19 protein-coding genes are annotated in these 16,707 nt (G+C 64.6%); 12 read left to right on the top strand and 7 right to left on the bottom strand.

Going from position 1 to position 16,707, the window contains the following annotated elements:
* Positions 1 to 52: 52 nt before the first annotated feature.
* A complete protein-coding gene (locus tag ACZK13_RS13525; RefSeq protein ID WP_125892069.1) occupies positions 53 to 277 on the top strand; it encodes a hypothetical protein in 225 nt (74 codons plus the stop codon).
* A 12-nt stretch (positions 278 to 289) separates the two neighbouring features.
* Here ACZK13_RS13525 and ACZK13_RS13520 read toward each other — a convergent pair whose 3' ends face one another.
* The 4 genes from ACZK13_RS13520 to ACZK13_RS13505 all read right to left on the bottom strand — a co-directional run bounded on the left by ACZK13_RS13520 (position 290) and on the right by ACZK13_RS13505 (position 3,447).
* The gene (locus ACZK13_RS13520; RefSeq protein ID WP_032127694.1) at positions 290 to 682 is read right to left on the bottom strand and encodes a DUF3037 domain-containing protein; all 393 of its coding nucleotides are present in this window, start codon (positions 680 to 682) and stop codon (positions 290 to 292) included.
* Positions 660 to 1,436, bottom strand: coding sequence for a HipA family kinase (locus ACZK13_RS13515; protein ID WP_049422090.1), 777 nt, complete (start codon positions 1,434 to 1,436; stop codon positions 660 to 662). The genes ACZK13_RS13520 and ACZK13_RS13515 overlap by 23 nt, the downstream gene beginning before the upstream one ends.
* 70 nt (positions 1,437 to 1,506) lie before the next feature.
* Positions 1,507 to 2,928 carry an XVIPCD domain-containing protein gene (locus tag ACZK13_RS13510; protein ID WP_125892067.1) on the bottom strand — a complete coding sequence of 474 codons (1,422 nt, stop codon included), beginning with the start codon at positions 2,926 to 2,928 and terminating at the stop codon, positions 1,507 to 1,509.
* A gap of 12 nt (positions 2,929 to 2,940) precedes the next feature.
* Positions 2,941 to 3,447 carry a hypothetical protein gene (locus ACZK13_RS13505; protein WP_260467252.1) on the bottom strand — a complete coding sequence of 169 codons (507 nt, stop codon included), beginning with the start codon at positions 3,445 to 3,447 and terminating at the stop codon, positions 2,941 to 2,943.
* Positions 3,448 to 4,019: 572 nt separating this feature from the next.
* Between ACZK13_RS13505 and ACZK13_RS13500 the strand changes: the two genes are divergently transcribed.
* The 4 genes from ACZK13_RS13500 to ACZK13_RS13485 all read left to right on the top strand — a co-directional run bounded on the left by ACZK13_RS13500 (position 4,020) and on the right by ACZK13_RS13485 (position 8,295).
* The gene (locus ACZK13_RS13500) at positions 4,020 to 4,349 is read left to right on the top strand and encodes a hypothetical protein (protein WP_006376346.1); all 330 of its coding nucleotides are present in this window, start codon (positions 4,020 to 4,022) and stop codon (positions 4,347 to 4,349) included.
* A 167-nt stretch (positions 4,350 to 4,516) separates the two neighbouring features.
* Positions 4,517 to 6,979 (top strand): S9 family peptidase, encoded by a 2,463-nt coding sequence (locus tag ACZK13_RS13495; RefSeq protein WP_125892063.1) that lies wholly within the window; start codon positions 4,517 to 4,519, stop codon positions 6,977 to 6,979.
* 109 nt (positions 6,980 to 7,088) lie between these two features.
* On the top strand, positions 7,089 to 7,841 hold the full coding sequence (locus tag ACZK13_RS13490) for a hypothetical protein (protein ID WP_478481802.1): 753 nt from the start codon (positions 7,089 to 7,091) through the stop codon (positions 7,839 to 7,841).
* 133 nt (positions 7,842 to 7,974) lie between these two features.
* The gene (locus ACZK13_RS13485; protein ID WP_253144078.1) at positions 7,975 to 8,295 is read left to right on the top strand and encodes a hypothetical protein; all 321 of its coding nucleotides are present in this window, start codon (positions 7,975 to 7,977) and stop codon (positions 8,293 to 8,295) included.
* Between the two features lie 10 nt (positions 8,296 to 8,305).
* Here the strand turns inward: ACZK13_RS13485 and ACZK13_RS13480 are convergent, their stop codons facing one another.
* The gene (locus ACZK13_RS13480) at positions 8,306 to 9,289 is read right to left on the bottom strand and encodes a hypothetical protein (protein WP_180837533.1); all 984 of its coding nucleotides are present in this window, start codon (positions 9,287 to 9,289) and stop codon (positions 8,306 to 8,308) included.
* Between the two features lie 138 nt (positions 9,290 to 9,427).
* Here ACZK13_RS13480 and ACZK13_RS13475 point away from each other — a divergent pair, with 138 nt between their 5' ends.
* The 3 genes from ACZK13_RS13475 to ACZK13_RS13465 all read left to right on the top strand — a co-directional run bounded on the left by ACZK13_RS13475 (position 9,428) and on the right by ACZK13_RS13465 (position 12,338).
* The gene (locus tag ACZK13_RS13475) at positions 9,428 to 10,393 is read left to right on the top strand and encodes a DUF2268 domain-containing putative Zn-dependent protease (protein ID WP_125892057.1); all 966 of its coding nucleotides are present in this window, start codon (positions 9,428 to 9,430) and stop codon (positions 10,391 to 10,393) included.
* A gap of 49 nt (positions 10,394 to 10,442) precedes the next feature.
* Positions 10,443 to 11,246 carry an SGNH/GDSL hydrolase family protein gene (locus ACZK13_RS13470; RefSeq protein ID WP_253144082.1) on the top strand — a complete coding sequence of 268 codons (804 nt, stop codon included), beginning with the start codon at positions 10,443 to 10,445 and terminating at the stop codon, positions 11,244 to 11,246.
* 738 nt (positions 11,247 to 11,984) lie between these two features.
* Entirely contained in the window at positions 11,985 to 12,338 is a 354-nt protein-coding gene (locus ACZK13_RS13465; RefSeq protein WP_253144084.1) for a hypothetical protein, read from the top strand.
* 70 nt (positions 12,339 to 12,408) lie between these two features.
* Here the strand turns inward: ACZK13_RS13465 and ACZK13_RS13460 are convergent, their stop codons facing one another.
* Positions 12,409 to 13,269 (bottom strand): LysR family transcriptional regulator, encoded by an 861-nt coding sequence (locus ACZK13_RS13460; protein ID WP_253144086.1) that lies wholly within the window; start codon positions 13,267 to 13,269, stop codon positions 12,409 to 12,411.
* 105 nt (positions 13,270 to 13,374) lie between these two features.
* On the opposite strand from ACZK13_RS13460, the gene ACZK13_RS13455 reads away from it, so the two are divergent.
* Positions 13,375 to 14,505 carry an agmatine deiminase family protein gene (locus ACZK13_RS13455; RefSeq protein WP_478481800.1) on the top strand — a complete coding sequence of 377 codons (1,131 nt, stop codon included), beginning with the start codon at positions 13,375 to 13,377 and terminating at the stop codon, positions 14,503 to 14,505.
* 68 nt (positions 14,506 to 14,573) lie between these two features.
* Positions 14,574 to 15,005 (top strand): hypothetical protein, encoded by a 432-nt coding sequence (locus ACZK13_RS13450; protein ID WP_180837537.1) that lies wholly within the window; start codon positions 14,574 to 14,576, stop codon positions 15,003 to 15,005.
* A gap of 37 nt (positions 15,006 to 15,042) precedes the next feature.
* Here the strand turns inward: ACZK13_RS13450 and ACZK13_RS13445 are convergent, their stop codons facing one another.
* Complete coding sequence (locus ACZK13_RS13445) at positions 15,043 to 15,588, bottom strand: thioesterase family protein (protein WP_012511531.1); 546 nt, start codon at positions 15,586 to 15,588, stop codon at positions 15,043 to 15,045.
* 69 nt (positions 15,589 to 15,657) lie between these two features.
* On the opposite strand from ACZK13_RS13445, the gene ACZK13_RS13440 reads away from it, so the two are divergent.
* Positions 15,658 to 16,233, top strand: a complete 576-nt coding sequence (locus ACZK13_RS13440) for a TetR/AcrR family transcriptional regulator (protein ID WP_253144092.1) — start codon at positions 15,658 to 15,660, stop codon at positions 16,231 to 16,233.
* Positions 16,234 to 16,285: 52 nt separating this feature from the next.
* Positions 16,286 to 16,669, top strand: a complete 384-nt coding sequence (locus tag ACZK13_RS13435; protein WP_049463189.1) for a nuclear transport factor 2 family protein — start codon at positions 16,286 to 16,288, stop codon at positions 16,667 to 16,669.
* The last annotated feature ends 38 nt before the right edge of the window (positions 16,670 to 16,707 follow it).

The raw sequence follows: 16,707 nt of genomic DNA, 5'->3' as shown, positions 1-16,707 counted from the left end.
CTATGCCGCAGCGATGTTGACGCTGGGGCGGGTGGCGGACCAGAATCGGGCCATGAGCCGACTTCTTCCCGTGGTGTGTCTGGTCGCCAGCATGGTGCTGCTGCTGCGTGGGGTGCACGTGATACTCAAGGGTGTTCCGGCCATGGCCAGCGAAGGTGCCAGTGCTGCGTATGCACAAGGCTACCTGCATGGACAAGCGGCAGCCGGGTGGGTGTTGATTGCCGCTGCAGCAGCCTGTGCGCTCATTGCCTGGCACAGGGCGCGCGCCCGGAAGTGAGAGACGGGCGCGTCAGCGCGGCACCCGCACCATCTTCGTCATCAAGTGTTCCACCACACCCGCCGGGTCCGCCGTGCGGCCCACATGCGTGCTCGACATCTGCACCACCGAGCTGCGCTTGGCGGTGAGGAAATGGAAGCGCGCACGCGCTGGCAGCTGTGCGATCGGCCCGGCGCTGGCATCGCCGCGGCAGATGGCCACGATCGCATCCAGCCACGGCTGCAGCGCCTCCTGGTCCAGCGCTGGGGCGAACACGTGCAGGCGTGCCGGATCGATCTCGATGGCCGCCTCCAGATGACGCGCGCCGGGACAGGAGACGATCACCCCGACGTTGATGAATTCCTCGCGCTCCACCCGCGGTACCACGCGGATGACGGCGTAGTCATACGTGTGCAGCGTGGGCACGGATGGCCTCCTGCACGAACACCGCACGCACCTTCAGGCGGTGCTTGAGGTAGTTGATATAACCCTGCCGGTAGGCCTGCGGGCTGTCGAACGCCGGTTCGTCCACCAGCCAGCTGTCCGGCACCAGGCCGACGATGCGCTCGATCTCGGCATCGGTCAGGCGCGCGGCCAGTTCGGCATCCACCTCGGCGATGCGGCTGGCGAACGACAGCAGCACATGGTCGCGGATCAGCACGAACGGCTTCTCGCAGGCATCGCCGGCGTTGGCCCAGTCGTGATGGAAGTACATGGCCGCACCGTGGTCGATCAGGTATAGCTTGCGGTGCCACACCATCAGGTTGGGGTTGCGCGTGGTGCGATCGACATTGCTGGTGAACGCATCGAACCAGACGATGCGCGAGGCCAGGTCGGCATCCACCGGCATCGCCGCCGGGTCGTAGTTGATCGCACCGGGCAGGTAGTCCAGGCCCAGGTTCAAACCTTCACTGGCGCGTATCAGTTCCTGGATCTCCGGGTCGGGCTCGGTGCGGGCGAACTCGCGGTCCAGCTCCACGAACAGGATCTCCGGAATCGGCAGGCCCAGCGTGCGCGCCATCTCGCCGGCGATCAGCTCGGCGATCAGCGCCTTCGGGCCCTGGCCGGCGCCACGGAACTTCAGCACGGCCATGCCGTCGTCGTCGGTCTCGACCACGGCCGGCAGGGAGCCACCTTCCCGCAAGGGGGTGATGTAGCGGAGGGCATGTACGGTGCGCATGCGCGCATTCTAGCGTGGGTGCCGCCAAGGGAGCGCCGGGCGCGTCCCGGCGGCTCCATGTCGTTCCCCGTCAGTGCGTCAGCGCGCCGCGCTGCTGCTCCTGCACGCGGACCTGTTCCTGCGTGGCCTGATCGGCCTGCCGCTGGTTGACCACGGCAAGCGTATCCAGGCTGTCCTGCACAGGGCGCTGGGCGGCCTCGGCAGTGGGTGATGAGGCGCGCAGCGAGGCCGGATCATCCAGCGGCCCCTTCACCACAAAGATGTTCTGTGCCGCGCCCACACCCTCGGTCTGGCGGCTGAGCACCACATGGTCGACGCGGTCCAGCCCGTTTTCGCGGGCCAGCACCAGCAGGCTGGCACTCAGGCGCTCGCTGGACGCATCGAAACTGCGTCCGTTGGCAGCATCCAGCTCAGCTACCTTGCCGCGGATCTGCTCGTGCAGCGAACGGTCACGGCCTTCCGCAAGCAGCGTCGGTAAGCCATCGCCCTCCACCGCATGCTGTGTGGTGATCGGCACATGCGTATGCGTGCCCTCAGTGTGGTTGAAGTAATGCAGCGTCGACGGCGAGGTACTGGTATCGAAGTAGGGCTGGCGCGGGGGCGAGCCCTCGCCGAGGTTGAGCCCGTTCTGCTCCAGCAGGCGCTCATCCAGGCCCAGCTTCTTCATGTTCACTTCCATCCGGCTGACGCCATCGGGCGCTGGATTCGCGGCCTCGTATTCGCTGGCCAGTCCGATCGCCAGGGCGCCGTAGAAATTCTGGTAGTCCGAATTCCCATGATGGCCCAGGCCGGTGCTGACGCCCTGATCGTAATAGTGCCTGGCCATTCCCTCGATGTTGGCTGCGGTGGGGGAGATGGTCAGGTCCGCATTGAGGGTCAGCTCCGGGTGCGGGGCATAGGTGATCGGCGGGCCGGGTCGCGACTGGATGACATCTGTCGAGCGGGTGCTGGCTTCATACAGGTCGCGCAGGGTAGCGTCCGGGTTGTTGGCACGTACCTGGCTGACCAGCGCATTCCAGCCTGCGATGTTCGAAGAAGCCTCATCGCGGCGGTTGGCCGCGAGCAGGGTGCCGATGGCCTCGGTGTAATCATGGCTCGTTGTACGGCCCGCGACCTGCTCCACGTCGGCTTCGAACTGCACGTAGGCGCGCTCGACATCAGCATCGTTGAAGCCGTGCTGGATCTCGTGACCGAGCACAAAGGCAACCTCGGCCGCGTCGAACCTGTCCGGGGCCGCCGGGGTCGACAAGCTGCTGGCGGGCAGGTTGATGGATTTCGTGCCGGTCTCGTAGGTGCCGCCCGCGTTGCTTGTGGCGGGCAACAGTTCGAAGCGTTCCAGATAGCCTGCCGCGATGGCGGCGTCCACCTGCTTTGCCAGCACGGGCGAGCCCGCGATGACGTTGCGCAGGTTGTCGACCTGGTCGCTGGTGACGTCGGTCTTGCCAGCGAACTCGCCCAGCAGGCGTTCCGTTTCTGCGGAAAGGATCGTCATTGATGGCTCCCCTTACTGCACGGTGACAAGACGCACGCAGGCATGCGTGGCGTCGCCGAGGGCGTGAGGGTTCTCGGGCATGGTGTCGACCTTGATGCTCAGCTGCGGTCGATCGAAGCGATCGTAGATCACCCGGCCGTGTTCGCCGCGCACCGTCTCGCGCTTGAAGCCGGCGGCATCCAGTGCCGAAGCGAAGTGGTTGAAGTCGACCTGGCAGATCGCCGCAGCCGAGGCCTTGCGATCGCTGCTGGTGTCCATGAAGTTCAGGTCCAGCCGCGCGTCGGCAGTGCCGGCCCGCTGCACTTCCAGTCCATAGCCCCATTCCGGTGTCAGCGTGCCGCCATAGCCGAAGTGGCCGGGGCCGAAGACCTGCGCCGGCGCCTGCATCGCTGCGGACAGGCGCTCAGCGGTGAGCTCGCGGGTGGAGGTCGTGACCTTGATCAGGTCCAGCAGGCGCAGCAGCAACTGCTCGGCATTGAGCGGGGAGGGCGAAGTGGTCTCGGATACGGCGGGGGGCATGGTGTCGGTTCCTTGAGAAGTCGGCGTGCGGTCGGCGGCATGTGCGCAGGCGCAGAGCGCGGCCGCTGAAAGTGCGAGCGTCCACGGTCGTATGAATGCGTACCGGGGCATGTGCGATCCTTGCAGATTGAAGGCTGACCCTAGGGCCAGCCGGATGAAGCAGAGGTTAAGCGTAATCGAGGCATCCGAATGCGTTACAAAAGGTGAACGGGTGCGCATTCTTCACTTGACCATTCCGGGCGCGATGTCAGCATCGGGTCCATGGAACATCAACTTCGCGTGTGACCTTCAACAGGAGGCCGTCATGCAACAACTGCGCAGCTGTCACGCTTTACCCTGCATGCAATGCAACGCGTGGTGTTGACCCTGGTCTGATACGGCCACTTTGCCGGCACGGATGGCCGCCACCCACAGCATCTGCCACTGTTCACCCGATGCGGTCCCGGCATGCTCTTGCCGGCCCTGCAATACAGACATACGCCCGCCAGATTGTCCTCTGCGTTGCCCGATGGCCTTCGCAGCGCGGAGGCTGGCTTGTCCATGATGATCCTGCAGGCTTTGGAGGTGCACCGATGAGCGACCAATACGAACGAATGCTACCGGCCTTGGACGATGCCAAGGTCGAGGAAATGATCGGAAAACTGGTGCTGGTCGGGGTGACCCGCTACGGCGGCGACGGCCAGGTGCAGGGACTGGAGCAGTACGCGGGAACGGTGCTGCGCATCAGTGCCGATGAAGGTGTGGTGCTGGCCGACGAGAACGATGGCCACGAGCGTTACCTGCCGCCGATGCTCGACCAGTACCTGCCGGCCCAGCCGGGAGAGTACCGGATGAGCAACAGCGGCATGATCGTGGTCGACCCGGACTATCTCACCGCCTGGGACCTGCACGCCCAGCAGTAGTGCCAGGCCATGCCTGGCAGGTGCCGGCAGCTCCCCGGCACCTGCCGGAGCTGCACTTTGCCCCATCCGGCCACTAGCCCTTCCGGCCCATTCACGACAACCCCTGCGGTGCTAGATTCGGGGCCATGCCCGATTCCGGGTACCCATTCACACCCCAGGGGATAAGGATGCTGATCCGTCGAACCTCTCTGGCAGCGGCCGTTGCCGTTGCCACCGTCGGCCTGCTGGCCGCTGGCCCGGCGCTTGCCGATTACGCGAAGCCGCCGGAGCACCTGCTCAAGGTGCTGAAGGCACCGCCGCCGCCAGCACCGAACGTGGCCCCGGGCGGCCAGCGCCTGCTGCTGACCACCGCGCAGACCTATCCGTCGATCAGCCGCGTCGCCCAGCCGTACCTGAAGCTGGCCGGCGTTCGGCTGGAGCCGAAGAACCGCAGTCGGCATGACACCCCCGGCGGCTACGGTATTCCGGCCTGCGTGGCCGACTTCACCCTGGTCGATATCGGCAGCAGCAAGGAGACCAAGGTCAACCTGCCGCAGGGCTGCGCCACCGGCGCGCTGTGGTCGGCCGATGGCAGCCACTTCGCCTTCCAGAATGCGGTCGATACCAGCGTGCAGCTGTGGGTGGGCGATGCGGCCACCGGCCAGGTGAAGCAGGTGCCGAACGTACAGCTGAACCCGATCTTCGGCTACACCGTGCAGTGGCTGGGTGGCAGCCAGAACCTTCTGGTGAAACTGGTGCCGGCCAATCAGGGTCCGGCGCCGTCCAACGGCGGCGTGCCGACCGGTCCGGATGCGCAGGAGTCGCTGGGCAGCAGCGGCGAGAGCAGCACCTATGAAGCTCGCGACACGCTGACCAGCGTGCATGACGAGAAGCTGTTCGCCTACTACGGCGCTTCGCAGCTGGCCGTGGTCGATACCGCCGCGGGCAGCGTGCGCCCGGTCGGGCAGCCTGCGCTGTTCAACGAGGTCAGCGCCGCGCCCGATGGCGTGCACGTGCTGACCGAATCGATCAAGGCGCCGTACTCACATGCGGTGACCTATCAGCGCTTCGCCAATGATGTGGCGGTGCTTGACGTAAGCAATGGCCGCAGCACGCCGATCGCCAGCCTGCCGCTGGCGGATCGCGTGCCGGTGCACGGCGTACCGGAAGGCCCGCGCGGTTTCGACTGGCGGGCCACCGATCCGGCGACCCTGGTCTATGCCGAAGCGCTGGACAAGGGCGACTGGAAGGTCAGCGTACCGCACCGTGACCGCGTGCTGATGCTGAAGGCCCCGTTCAACGGCAAGCCGACCGAAATCACCCGTACCGCGCAGCGTTTTGAAGGGTTTGCGTGGACCGCCGATCCGGCCGTAGCCTTCCAGTACGAGAACGACGAGAACCGCCACTGGATGCAGACCCGCATCGTCGATGTGGACCAGCCGAAGAAGGAAGGCCGCCTGCTGTGGGACATGTCCAGCGATGAGCTGTACGGCAATCCCGGCAACCTGGTGTTCACCCGTCTGCCGAATGGTGCGCAGGTCGTGCGCCGTGAGGGCAACCACGTGTTCCTCAGCGGCCGTGGCGCCTCGCCGCAGGGCGATCGTCCGTTCCTCGACCGCCTGGACCTGGGCACGCTGAAGAGCGAGCGCCTGTTCCGTAGCAGTGCCGACGCCTACGAACAGTTCCTCGGCTTCAGCAACACGCAGGGGCGCTACCTGACCTGGCACCAGTCGGTGATCGATCCGCCGAACGCCTTCATCCGCCAGCAGGGGGAGGCAGTGGCCGATGCGAAGGCCGGCGAGGCGCAGTTCGCGTCGACCACGACCGCGCTGACCAAACTGGTCGACCCGACCCCGGAAGTGCGCCAGATCAAGAAGCAGCTGGTGACCTACAAGCGTGCCGATGGCGTGGACCTGTCGTTCACCCTGTACACGCCGCCGGGCTACAAGGAGGGCCAGCGCGTGCCGGCGATCCTGTACGCCTACCCGGCCGACTTCGCCAATGCCGCGCAGGCCGGCCAGGTGTCTGGTTCGCAGCAGACCTTCACCCGCCTGCAACCCTACCGCCTGATGCTGCTGGCCGGCTACGCGATCATCGACAACGCCTCGTTCCCGATCGTGGGTGACCCGAAGAACGCTTACGACACCTACCTGGAGCAGTTGGAAGCCGACGCCAAGGCAGCGGTGGACAAGGCCGTGGACATGGGCGTGGTCGACCGCAACCGCATCGGCGTGACCGGTCACAGCCACGGCGGCCTGATGACCGCCAATCTGATCGCGCACACCAACCTGTTCAAGGCCGGCGTGGCGACCAGCGGTTCGTACAACAAGACCTTCACCCCGTTCGGCTTCCAGAACGAGCGTCGCTCGGTATGGCAGGCGCAGGACGTGTACCTGAAGGCCTCGCCGTTCTTCTATGCCGACAAGATCAAGCTGCCGCTGCTGCTGGTCCACGGTGAGGATGACGCCAACCCGGGTACCGAACCGTTCCAGTCGCGCAAGCTGTACCAGGCCATTCGTGGCAACGGCGGTACCACCCGCCTGGTGATGCTGCCGAACGAACCGCACTGGTACACCGCGCTGGAGTCCAACGAGCAGCTGGTGTCGGAGATGCTGAACTGGTTCGACACCTACGTGAAGAACGCCAAGTAGCGTCGAGCGTGCTCGACTGCTTTGCAGAAGGCCGCCTTCGGGCGGCCTTCCTGCATCCTGTAGAGCCGCGCCATGCTCGGCTGCTGTTCGACAGAGATAGGAAAGTCTCATGAAGGCATGGATGTTGGTACTGGCCACGTTGTTGGTTTCTCCCGTGGCAATGGCGGTGCAGCCCCGGATGAGCGTGCACGTGACGTACGACTGGTCTGGTTGGGGTTCTGTATCTGAGCGCTGGGTCATCCGGCGCGATGCCTATGGCTTGACCACCCGTGTACAGGTGGTTGATGCGCCCGACGTCCAGCCGCGTTTGCCGGAGCTTCTGCCGTTCGGCGCGCTGTCAGCGTTCGAGGCCGCGCTGCGGGCAGCACCGTTGACCAGGGACGCCACGGTGGATCTGATCACTTCGCAGCTGGACCGGCCCGCGATACTCAAGCTGGATCCGGAGCTGCGCAGCATGCCGCCGGCCAGATGTTCGTTTGCCCAGCAGCAGGCCTGGGCACGGCAAGCTCTGGCCGGGCAGGGTTTGCAGGAGCGCGTTGCAGAACACTTCAACAGTCTCCGGACCGATGACTATCCCATCATGACCGTGGTCGTATCCCGGCTGGGCGACCCGGATACCGTCTTGGTGTCCACCTCCCAGCACACGATGATGCTGCCTTGGAAGCGCCTGTCGTCGGCGGACTTCGATCAGCAGGTTCTGGAAGGTGCTCAGGAAGAGTGGCGTCCGGCGTTGAGCGATGCATTGATGGGGCTGCTACCTGGGGGAGAACCCACACGCGAACGCTTCAAGATCGCTTGGTTTCAGAACAGATTACGCGGCGACCTTGCCTTGGAGGCGCTGCGTTGTGGAACCCTGCGCTAGGAAACGGCAGATTGATCATCCATGGATGCTCTGCAATCAACTGTGGAGACTCGGTAACGACGTGTTACCGGCACATTCGCATGCCACGCAAATGGTCTAGGCTGAACCTGATCGCTCGTTCCAGGTCGGTGCAATGAAAGCCATTCTCCTTGCTGCAACGTTGTCGTTGGCCCAGGTTTCAACGGCATATGCTCAGTCGTTTCCCGCTGAGCTGACGCAATTGGGCATCATCGCCGGCATGCCTTACGCCAAGGCCAAGCGCCTGCTGGATGCTGCAGGCTGGCAGGCGAAACCTGCGCAGGGCGCGCCGGAGTCGCTGGAGGGCTTTCCGGAAGTCGGATGCCAGAAGGACGGAAAGCAGTGTGCGACGACCTTCGAAAAGGACGGTCAACAGATCGCGGTGCGGCTGGGCACTACCCTGGCAGGGCAGCCGTTCGTGCAGAGCGCTGACTGAGCACCCGCCCTCACGCCAGCGGTAGGCGGTCCTGCGCGTGGGATAACCCGTCATGCAGGTCGCGCACGTGCTCGGCCTTGGCATGCACCCGGGTGGTATCGCCGAAACTGCGTAGATAAGCGCAGGCTGCGAAGCCGGCGCTCTTCTTTTCGTACTCGGCAATCCAAGCCAATCGATCCGGATTGTTGGCCTGTTCGGATGACCACGCGGCCACTGGCGGGCGGATGCGGTACTTCAGGCCGACGCGCCACGGCTTCGGTGTCAGTCGCGCACGGAAGCAATGCTGCAGCCGGCACATGCGCGCGTACAGGGTATCGGTGCCCAGTGCCTTGAAGAATGCCTGCAGCTGCTCGTCCTCCGGGGAGAACGTGGCATGCATCGCCAGTACGCGCAGTCCCGCAGGCGTCCGGTAGGCGCGCAGATGCCAGTGGGGGTGTTGTTCGCTGAAGGCTTCCACGCGTCGCAGCGCCAACCCCTCGGCGCCCCCGGCGGCGGCCAGCCGCTGCCTGCGGCGCATCAGCAATGCGGCATTGACCAGAACCACCGCCGCCACGCCCAGCACCAGTCCCACCAGCCAATGCCACAGCAGCGTGCCGGTGACGGCGCCGGCAAGCAGCACGACCGCCGCAACGATGGCTGGCATCACGCAGCCGGCTGGCGGCTGCGCATGGTCGATGTCGGCGAACAGTACGTCCGGGCTGTTGAGGCACAGTGCGCCATAGCTGTTGCGGGTGATGATGACGTCGCCGTCGCGCAGCACGATCTGCTCGCGGATCGGCACGCCTTCCACGCCGTAGTTGCTGCGCACTTCGCGACGCGGCAGCACCTGTCCGGCGAGGATGGCATTGAGGGCTTCATTGGCGCGGCGGTCGGCGTGCACCTGCGCCTCGGCAGGGCCTTCGTCGGACCAGCCGAAGCGGCGCACCACCACCGGCCGGCCACGGAAACGGGCCTGCAGGCGGGCTTCGGCCCAGTAGGCGGGAACGATCATCATCGCGGGGTGCTCTATCTTCCGTGGCAGGTGCCAACGCGAGTCTGGCACAGCGCCGGGGTGCCCGCATCTGCTTGCTGCGGCGGCCGGGCCGGAGTGATAGATTGCGCGCTTCGCATGCACTCCACCAAGGACGGAGCGATGTCCATGATCCTGCGCGGCCTGTTGGCCCTGGCCTGTGCCGGGGTGGTTGGCATGGCCACGGCGGCGGCACCGGTCGGGCCGCAGATTGTCACTGACGATGTCAGCCGTTTCTACGCGCTGTACGACAACGCAGGTGGCAAACCCAGCGTTGCGCAGTTGCGTGGCTACATGGCCGAGGGTTCGGCGGGCCTGGCCGAGCTGGCCAAGGCGCGCCGGGTCACCCCCGAGCGCATTGCCGAGTCCATCGCCAGCCAGCCGGAGCTGTATGTGCAGGGGCGAAGCTGCCTGGCCGAACTGCCGGCGGTGAAACAACGTCTGACGCAGGTGTTTTCCAACCTGCAGGCCATCTATCCGCAGGCTGCGTTTCCGCCGGTGACCATCGCCGTCGGCCGTGGTCGTCCGGTAGGGTTGACCTCGAAAAGCGGCGTGATCATCGGCCTGGAAGCGCTGTGCGCAGCCGATTTCATGAATCCCAATGTGCAGGACCGCTTCGTGCATGTGATCGCGCACGAGTACGTGCACATCCAGCAGACCGGCCTGACCGACTTCGAGCCGGGCGACCCGCATGCGACGGTGCTGCGTGTTTCGTTGGGCGAGGGCATTGCTGAGTTCATCGCCGAACTGATTTCCGGCAACGTCGGCAACGGGCGCCATGCGGCCTGGACCCGTGGTCGGGAAGTGCATATCGAAAGCGCATTCGCGCTGGATCTGGATAGCACCGATCTGTCGCCGTGGCTGTACAACTACAAGCCCGGTTCGCAGGAGCCCTATGACCTCGGGTACTGGGTGGGATACCGCATCGCCAAGGCCTATTACCTGCAGGCCAAGAACAAGCGTGACGCGGTGCGTGCGCTGATCCAGCAGGACAACCCGAAGGCGATCCTGGCCGCCAGCGGCTGGACGCCGGGTATGTGGATGCCGGCGAAAGTCACGGGTGTGGCGGCGCGTACGGCTGCACGCTGAGCACAGGGTGGGGCGTTAGACTGCTGAAGATGATTTCAGGAGTACCCGCATGCGTGGACCTGTTGAGCTTGCCACTGCCACTGTCGTGACGTTGGGCCTCGCGTTGGCTTCTCCGCTGGGCGCCGCTGAGGCCGTCGCAGTCAACCCGCTACTGCAGACGCCCATCGACCGGCTACGCCCCGACGAAGTGCGCTTCATGCAGCAGCGCCTGGCCGATTGGCCGGAGCTGCAACGCTATCGTGATGCCAATGCGCGCCTACCTGATGCGGTGCCCGGCCAGCCGCGCGTGGTGTTCTTCGGTGACTCCATCACCGAGGGCTGGGGCAGGGAGGGCAGTGCCGGTTTCTTCCCCGGCAAGGGCTGGCTCAACCGCGGCATCAGCGGCCAGACCACGGCGCAGATGCTGGTGCGTTTCCCGCAGGACGTACTGGCACTGAAGCCACAGGTGGTGGTGATCCTGGCCGGCACCAACGACATTGCAGGCAACACTGGCCCATCCACGCAGGCGATGATCGAAGACAACCTGCACGCGATGGTGGACCTTGCCCGTGCACATGGCATCGGCGTAGTGCTGGCATCAGTGCTGCCGGTCAGCGATTACCCGTGGCTGCCGGGCACAGCACCTGCGCCCAAGGTGCGTGCATTGAACACGGCATTGAAGCGCTATGCCGATGCACAGCAGCTGGTCTATCTGGACTACTACACGCCGATGGCCAATGCGATCGGCGGACTGGACCCGCAGTTGGCGGAGGACGGCGTGCATCCTACGGCGAAGGGCTATGCGGTGATGGCGCCGTTGGCCGAGGCGGCGGTTGGCGTTGCACTGAATGATGAGAAATTCAGAGGTCCATAGATCTGGCTTTATGCGTCAGGCGTTGACGAGATTGCCTCGCGACTGGGGGGCTTGTCTGCGGAAGAATGACTCACTTGTGCTTGAAACCGGAAAAAGCGATGCCCGGAGTTTCTCTCGCGGTGGTGGAAGCGGTCGCAAGGGCAGTTTTTGAGCGAAGTCCTTCGCTTGTCACTGAATTTTACTCGGCTCCTGGAGAGGATTTTCAACGATTCAGTAGCGCTGAAGAGCTCTATAGCTATGCGAAGTTGCTCCGCGAAGCAAAAGGTGGAGCTGTTTTCGTTGCAGTTCAATATCCTGATATGTGTGGAGAAGTCAGTGTCCGGAAGGTTGAACTGATCAAGGGGCCGGATCGCGGAAAACACCGGTTCACCATAGGCGGATGGGGGCTGATTAACGTTCATTTGCCTCTATCTCCAGATGCCAGCATGTCGGCAAGAATCTGCGTTTTATCGGAGCGCGTAGCACTTGGTAGAGAGCGAGCCGGCGTAGGTCTTCCTGCCGTAGATGGCTGGAACTGGAGAGCAGTCGAGTCGCACTCGCGTAGATTGAAACGGGTGCTGAATTCTGCAATCGCGAGATCGGTGGTGACATCGCAATAGCCTTCAACGCTGATGGGATCGGGAGGGCGACCTGCTCCTGCTGTCAGGTGCGCGACATCTTGGCCTTCGATAATCAGCGTGTTTGGGTGTCCGCACGGCACGGCATGCCAGCGCCAGTGTCACGGTCAATGGAGAAAAAATGTTAGCAGAAGTCGGCGCGACCCAATACGCTCAGTTGGATGAGTTTGTCAGCGCTCTGTCAAATCGAGACACAGATACACTGATGATCAAGTTCAATCTGTCCGCCCCAGTGATCAGTGAGATATTTGAGGCGTTGCTGGTGTACTTTCCGCCGAGCGCAAAATTGTCAGTGCCACCGCTAGCGAGCCAGTACGAAGAGTTTCCTCTAATCGTTGCGTACGAAAGCACAGCGGGTGACATTTCAGCGGAGTTCTATGTGCTTGAAAACGACGAGCCCAACGAGGCCATCTTACATGTTGTTTTTTTCGGCGCAGCGCCAAACGAGCTGTGCTACGAATTCATAAACACATAGCAATGGCAATGAGGCAAGGGTCGCCGAAGAGTGGCCCAGGGAAATGACGTGGCGCAATCGGTCGATGCTGCTAGTCATTCGGCAGGCTCCCCAACAACCACTCGCAGAAACTGATCACCAGCGGATCGGCTGCACTCTCCTCATGTACCAGCCAACTCCAGCGTGGGCCGCGCACGCGTGCATCATCCAGGGCTTGCAGTAGGCCTTGTTCGCACGCACGCGCGCTCAGCAGCTCGCTGACCAAGGCGATACCCAGCCCTTGGCACGCGGCATCCAATAGTTGCCCAGGCTCGGAGAAATTCATTCCCTCGCGACGCTGGCCGACATCGGCGCCACCCTGTACCTGCCATTGGCTCCAGTCCATCTCACGCTCGCCATGCAGGGTGAGACGTTCGTGCACGGGCGTCGCCAGCAGCTTGGGATGGCAGGCCGGATAGAGACGATCCTGCAGCAGCACGCGGTGCTGGCACTGCGCCTGTGAGTCGAGGTCATCGCGTACCGCCACGTCCAGCGTCTGCGTGGTCATGTCCGGCGCTTCCTCGCTGGTCAGCAACCACAGATCGGCGTCGGGGTGCAGGCGGTGGAACCCGGCCAGGCGTGGCACCAGCCAGTGTCGGGCGAAGGCCGGGCTGGTGTTGACGATCAGTTGATTGGGCTTGCGGTACTGATCGAGCCGGCGGATGCCGCTGGCCAGCTGCCGCAGCAGCGCCTGCGTTGTTTCCAGCAGGTCGATGCCGGCATCGGTGAGGGTGACGCTGCGGCCCTGCCGGAAGAACAACGGCTGCTGCAGCGACGCTTCCAGACCCCGGATCTGCTGGCTGATGGCCGACTGGGTCAGGTGCAGTTCCTCCGCCGCACGGTGGAAACTGCCCAGCCGGGCCGCAGCCTCGAAACCCCGCAGGGCGTTCAGTGGTGGCCAGTGCTTGAGCATTTCAGATAAGTAGAACTGTTCAATTGATGGCTGAATCTATCGTTTGTTCTTATGTGTCGGCAAGCGCAGCATAGCGCCCATCCCACACCGGCCATGGAGCCTGTCATGAGCAACCGTCGTCACTTCCTCACCCAGCTGGCGGGCGCCGCCGGTCTTGGCGGCCTGGCTGCTCTGGGCCTGGCCGGGCTGCCGGGTCGCGTGGCTGCAGCAGGGCCAGGTGCGGGGACTTGGCGCATGCCGGACGAGCACGGCCCACAGGAACGCGTGTTCCTGGCCTTTGCCGCGCAGCCGCAGGTGTGGGGCGCGCAGGCCGATGCGGTGAACACCGTCGTGGCGCGGCTGGCCCGTACCATCGCCCGCCACCAGCCGGTTAGCGTGCTGTGCCGCCCGGCGCAGTTGAAGCAGGCGCAGGATCGCTGTGGCCGCGACAACATCGAGTTCCTCGAGGTGCCGCTGGATGACATCTGGGTGCGCGACTATGGTGGGTGCTTCGTCACCGATGACCAGGGCGGGCTGGGCCTGGTCGACTTCAACTTCAATGGCTGGGGCGGCAAGCAGAGCGCGCGCAACGATGGCGCGGTGGCGCCGTGGCTGGCGCAGGTGACTGGCGCGACGCTGCTGGAAAGCGATCTGGTGGGCGAGGGCGGTGGCATCGAAGTCGATGGCCATGGCACGGCCATCCTCACCGAAAGCTGCTGGGTCAACCGCAATCGCAATCCGGACTGGTCGCGCGCGGATATCGAGGCCGAGCTGAAGCATCACCTGGGCCTGCGCAAGGTGATCTGGCTGCCCGGCATCGCCGGCAAGGACATCACCGATGCGCACGTGGACTTCTATGCGCGCTTCGTACGCCCGGGCGTGGTGATCGCCAATCTGGACAACGATCCGGAGTCCTACGATTACGACCTGACCCGCGAGCATCTGCGGATCCTGCGCGGGGCCACCGATGCCGATGGCCGTCGCCTGCAGGTGCATACGCTGCCGCCGCCGCTGGACGGGCGCGATAACGTGCATACCCGCGACAACGATGATCTTGCGATGGGCTACATCAACTACCTGCCGATCAACGGCGCGGTGGTCGCGCCGCAGTTCGGTGACGACGAAGCCGATGGATTCTGCCGCGAACTACTGGAAGACATGTATCCCGGCCGCGTGATCGAGCAGGTGGATATCGATGCCATCGCCGGTGGCGGTGGCGGCATCCATTGCGTGACCAAGAACATGCCGAAGGTGTAGTCCACTGTTGCGTTGACGCGCCGGAGGTCATGTCATGATGCTCCAGATACACATGCTCGGGGGAGCAGATGGATCTGGATACGGGTATATGGAGTGGATTGGTCGGCGGCAGTATCGCCACGATGATTGCACGGCGAGCTGCCGGTCGACTTCCCAGTCACTACCGCGGCCATAGTCTGGTCTACCTGCGACGCCGCCATCGCGCTTCCATCTGGAGTGCAAACGCGCTTTTCCTGCTCGGGTTGATCAGCGGCCTGTTGATCTGGCCGTTGGGTCACTACGCCAGTACGGATTCACTTCCATTGCTGCTGGCTACCGGCATGAGTTGCGGTCTGCCGCTGTTGGCGCTGCTGCTGATTCCCTGGATGACCCGCCGTCCGATCCGTGAGGCATGGGTGATCTTCGGCTATTCGCAGGGTGGGCCGGTGTGGTTGATCTACTCGATCCTGCTGGCAGGCGTCGCCTGTGGTGTGGTCGGAGTTTTGCGGCTGCCGGGCTGAGGCGGCAGCACCTGCATGGCGCGCACATCCAGCCCGCTCAGGCGTCGTCCTGCTTCAACGCCGCATCGGCAGCCAGCAGCGCCTCGGCGGCTGCACTGAGCGGCGGCGACGGCGGGGCGACCACGCCGATCGCTTCCATCATCTTCGGCATGCCCAGGAACTGCCGCGCGCGGCGGTCGTAGATGCCGGTGACCAGCAGCGCGCGCGTGGCGATCTTCTGCTCGGCCCCGATCAGCACGCGCTGCTCCATGATGCCGCGCGAGCCGACCCAGCCCACCAGCCGCGTTTCCAGGGTGAAGCGCTGGAACGGCTTCAGCTCGCGGCGGAACTGGATGGTGCCGGCGCCGACGATCGGTGCCCACTTCTCGCGCAGCGCCACCCGGCCCAGGCCCATGCGCAGGATCAGGTCCAGCCGGCCCAGGTCGAAGATGTTCCAGTAGCGGCCGTTGGTCATGTGCAGGTTGCTGTCCAGGTCATTGGGCAGTACCCGGAACTGCAGCCGCGAGACCCCGAACGGGGCCTCCAGCTTGGGCCGGAACAGGCTGCACAGGAGCAGGTGGAGCAGGCGGAACCAGAGATTCATGGTTATGACGACTGTTATAGAGTCGCCGGTACGCTAATCTATGACGACTGTCCTGGCAAGGAGCCTCCCGTGAGCCCGCGTCCCTCTGATGCGCCACAACGCGTGATTGATGCTGCGGCACAGATGCTGGCGCGCGTGGGTCTCAATGCCACCAGCATCCGTGAGGTCACCAAGCTGGCCGAGGCACCGCTGGGCTCCACCTATCACCACTTTCCCGGCGGCAAGCAGGAGCTGTTGGCGCGTGCCACCCATATGGCCGGCGACAAGGTCGAAGCGTTGCTGGTGGAGCTGCTGAAGGGCGGGGCGGTGCAGGGCCTGCAGCAGTTCCTGACGATGTGGCGCGAGCGCCTGCTGCGCACGGATTTCCGCGCCGGCTGCCCGGTGTTGGCCGCTGCGGTGGAGGAGCCGGTTGACGCGGTGCACAGCCAGCCGCGCGCGGCAGCTGCAGAGGTATTCGCGCGCTGGCACGGCCATCTGGCCGCAGCGTTCGTCGCCGACGGACACGATCCGGCCGCCGCAGGTGGGCTGGCCAGTCTGGTGATTGCCAGCGTGGAAGGTGCGGTGGCGATGAGCCGCGCACTGCAGGACATCGCCCCGTTCGACCAGGTGGCCGCGCAGTTGCTGAAGGCCGCCGCGCGGCCTTGATCCGGCGGCACGGTCGCGGGAGACTCGGCGCAGGCCCTGACTGGACGCCGCCATGGACGAATCGCACTGCCGTCACCTGATCGAGCACTACCTGCAGGCCTACAACCGCTTCGACATCGACGCCATGCTGGCGGTGCTGGCGCATAACGTGCGTTTCGAGAACCACAGCGGCAGCCAGCTGACGATGGTCACCGAAGGCATCGATGCCTTCGGCGAACTGGCACGGCAATCGGCGCCGTTGTTCCGCGAGCGCGAGCAGCGGTTGCTCGAGTTGACCTTCGAGGATGGCATGGCGCTGGCCAGGATCGGCTGGCGTGGCGTGTTCGCGCAGGACATTCCCGATGGCCCCAGTGCGGGCACGGAACTGGCCCTGCAGGGACGCAGCGAGTTCGCTTTTGAGGACGGTCGCATCGTGCGGATCATCGACCGCAGCTGAAGATCGATGGCACAGGTCCGCCGTCTGGACAGCGGACC

It is taken from the genome of Stenotrophomonas sp. 99219_Sma (assembly GCF_056480785.1).
Note: the sequence above shows the minus strand (reverse complement) of the source record. Positions and strands in the feature narration are given on the sequence as shown.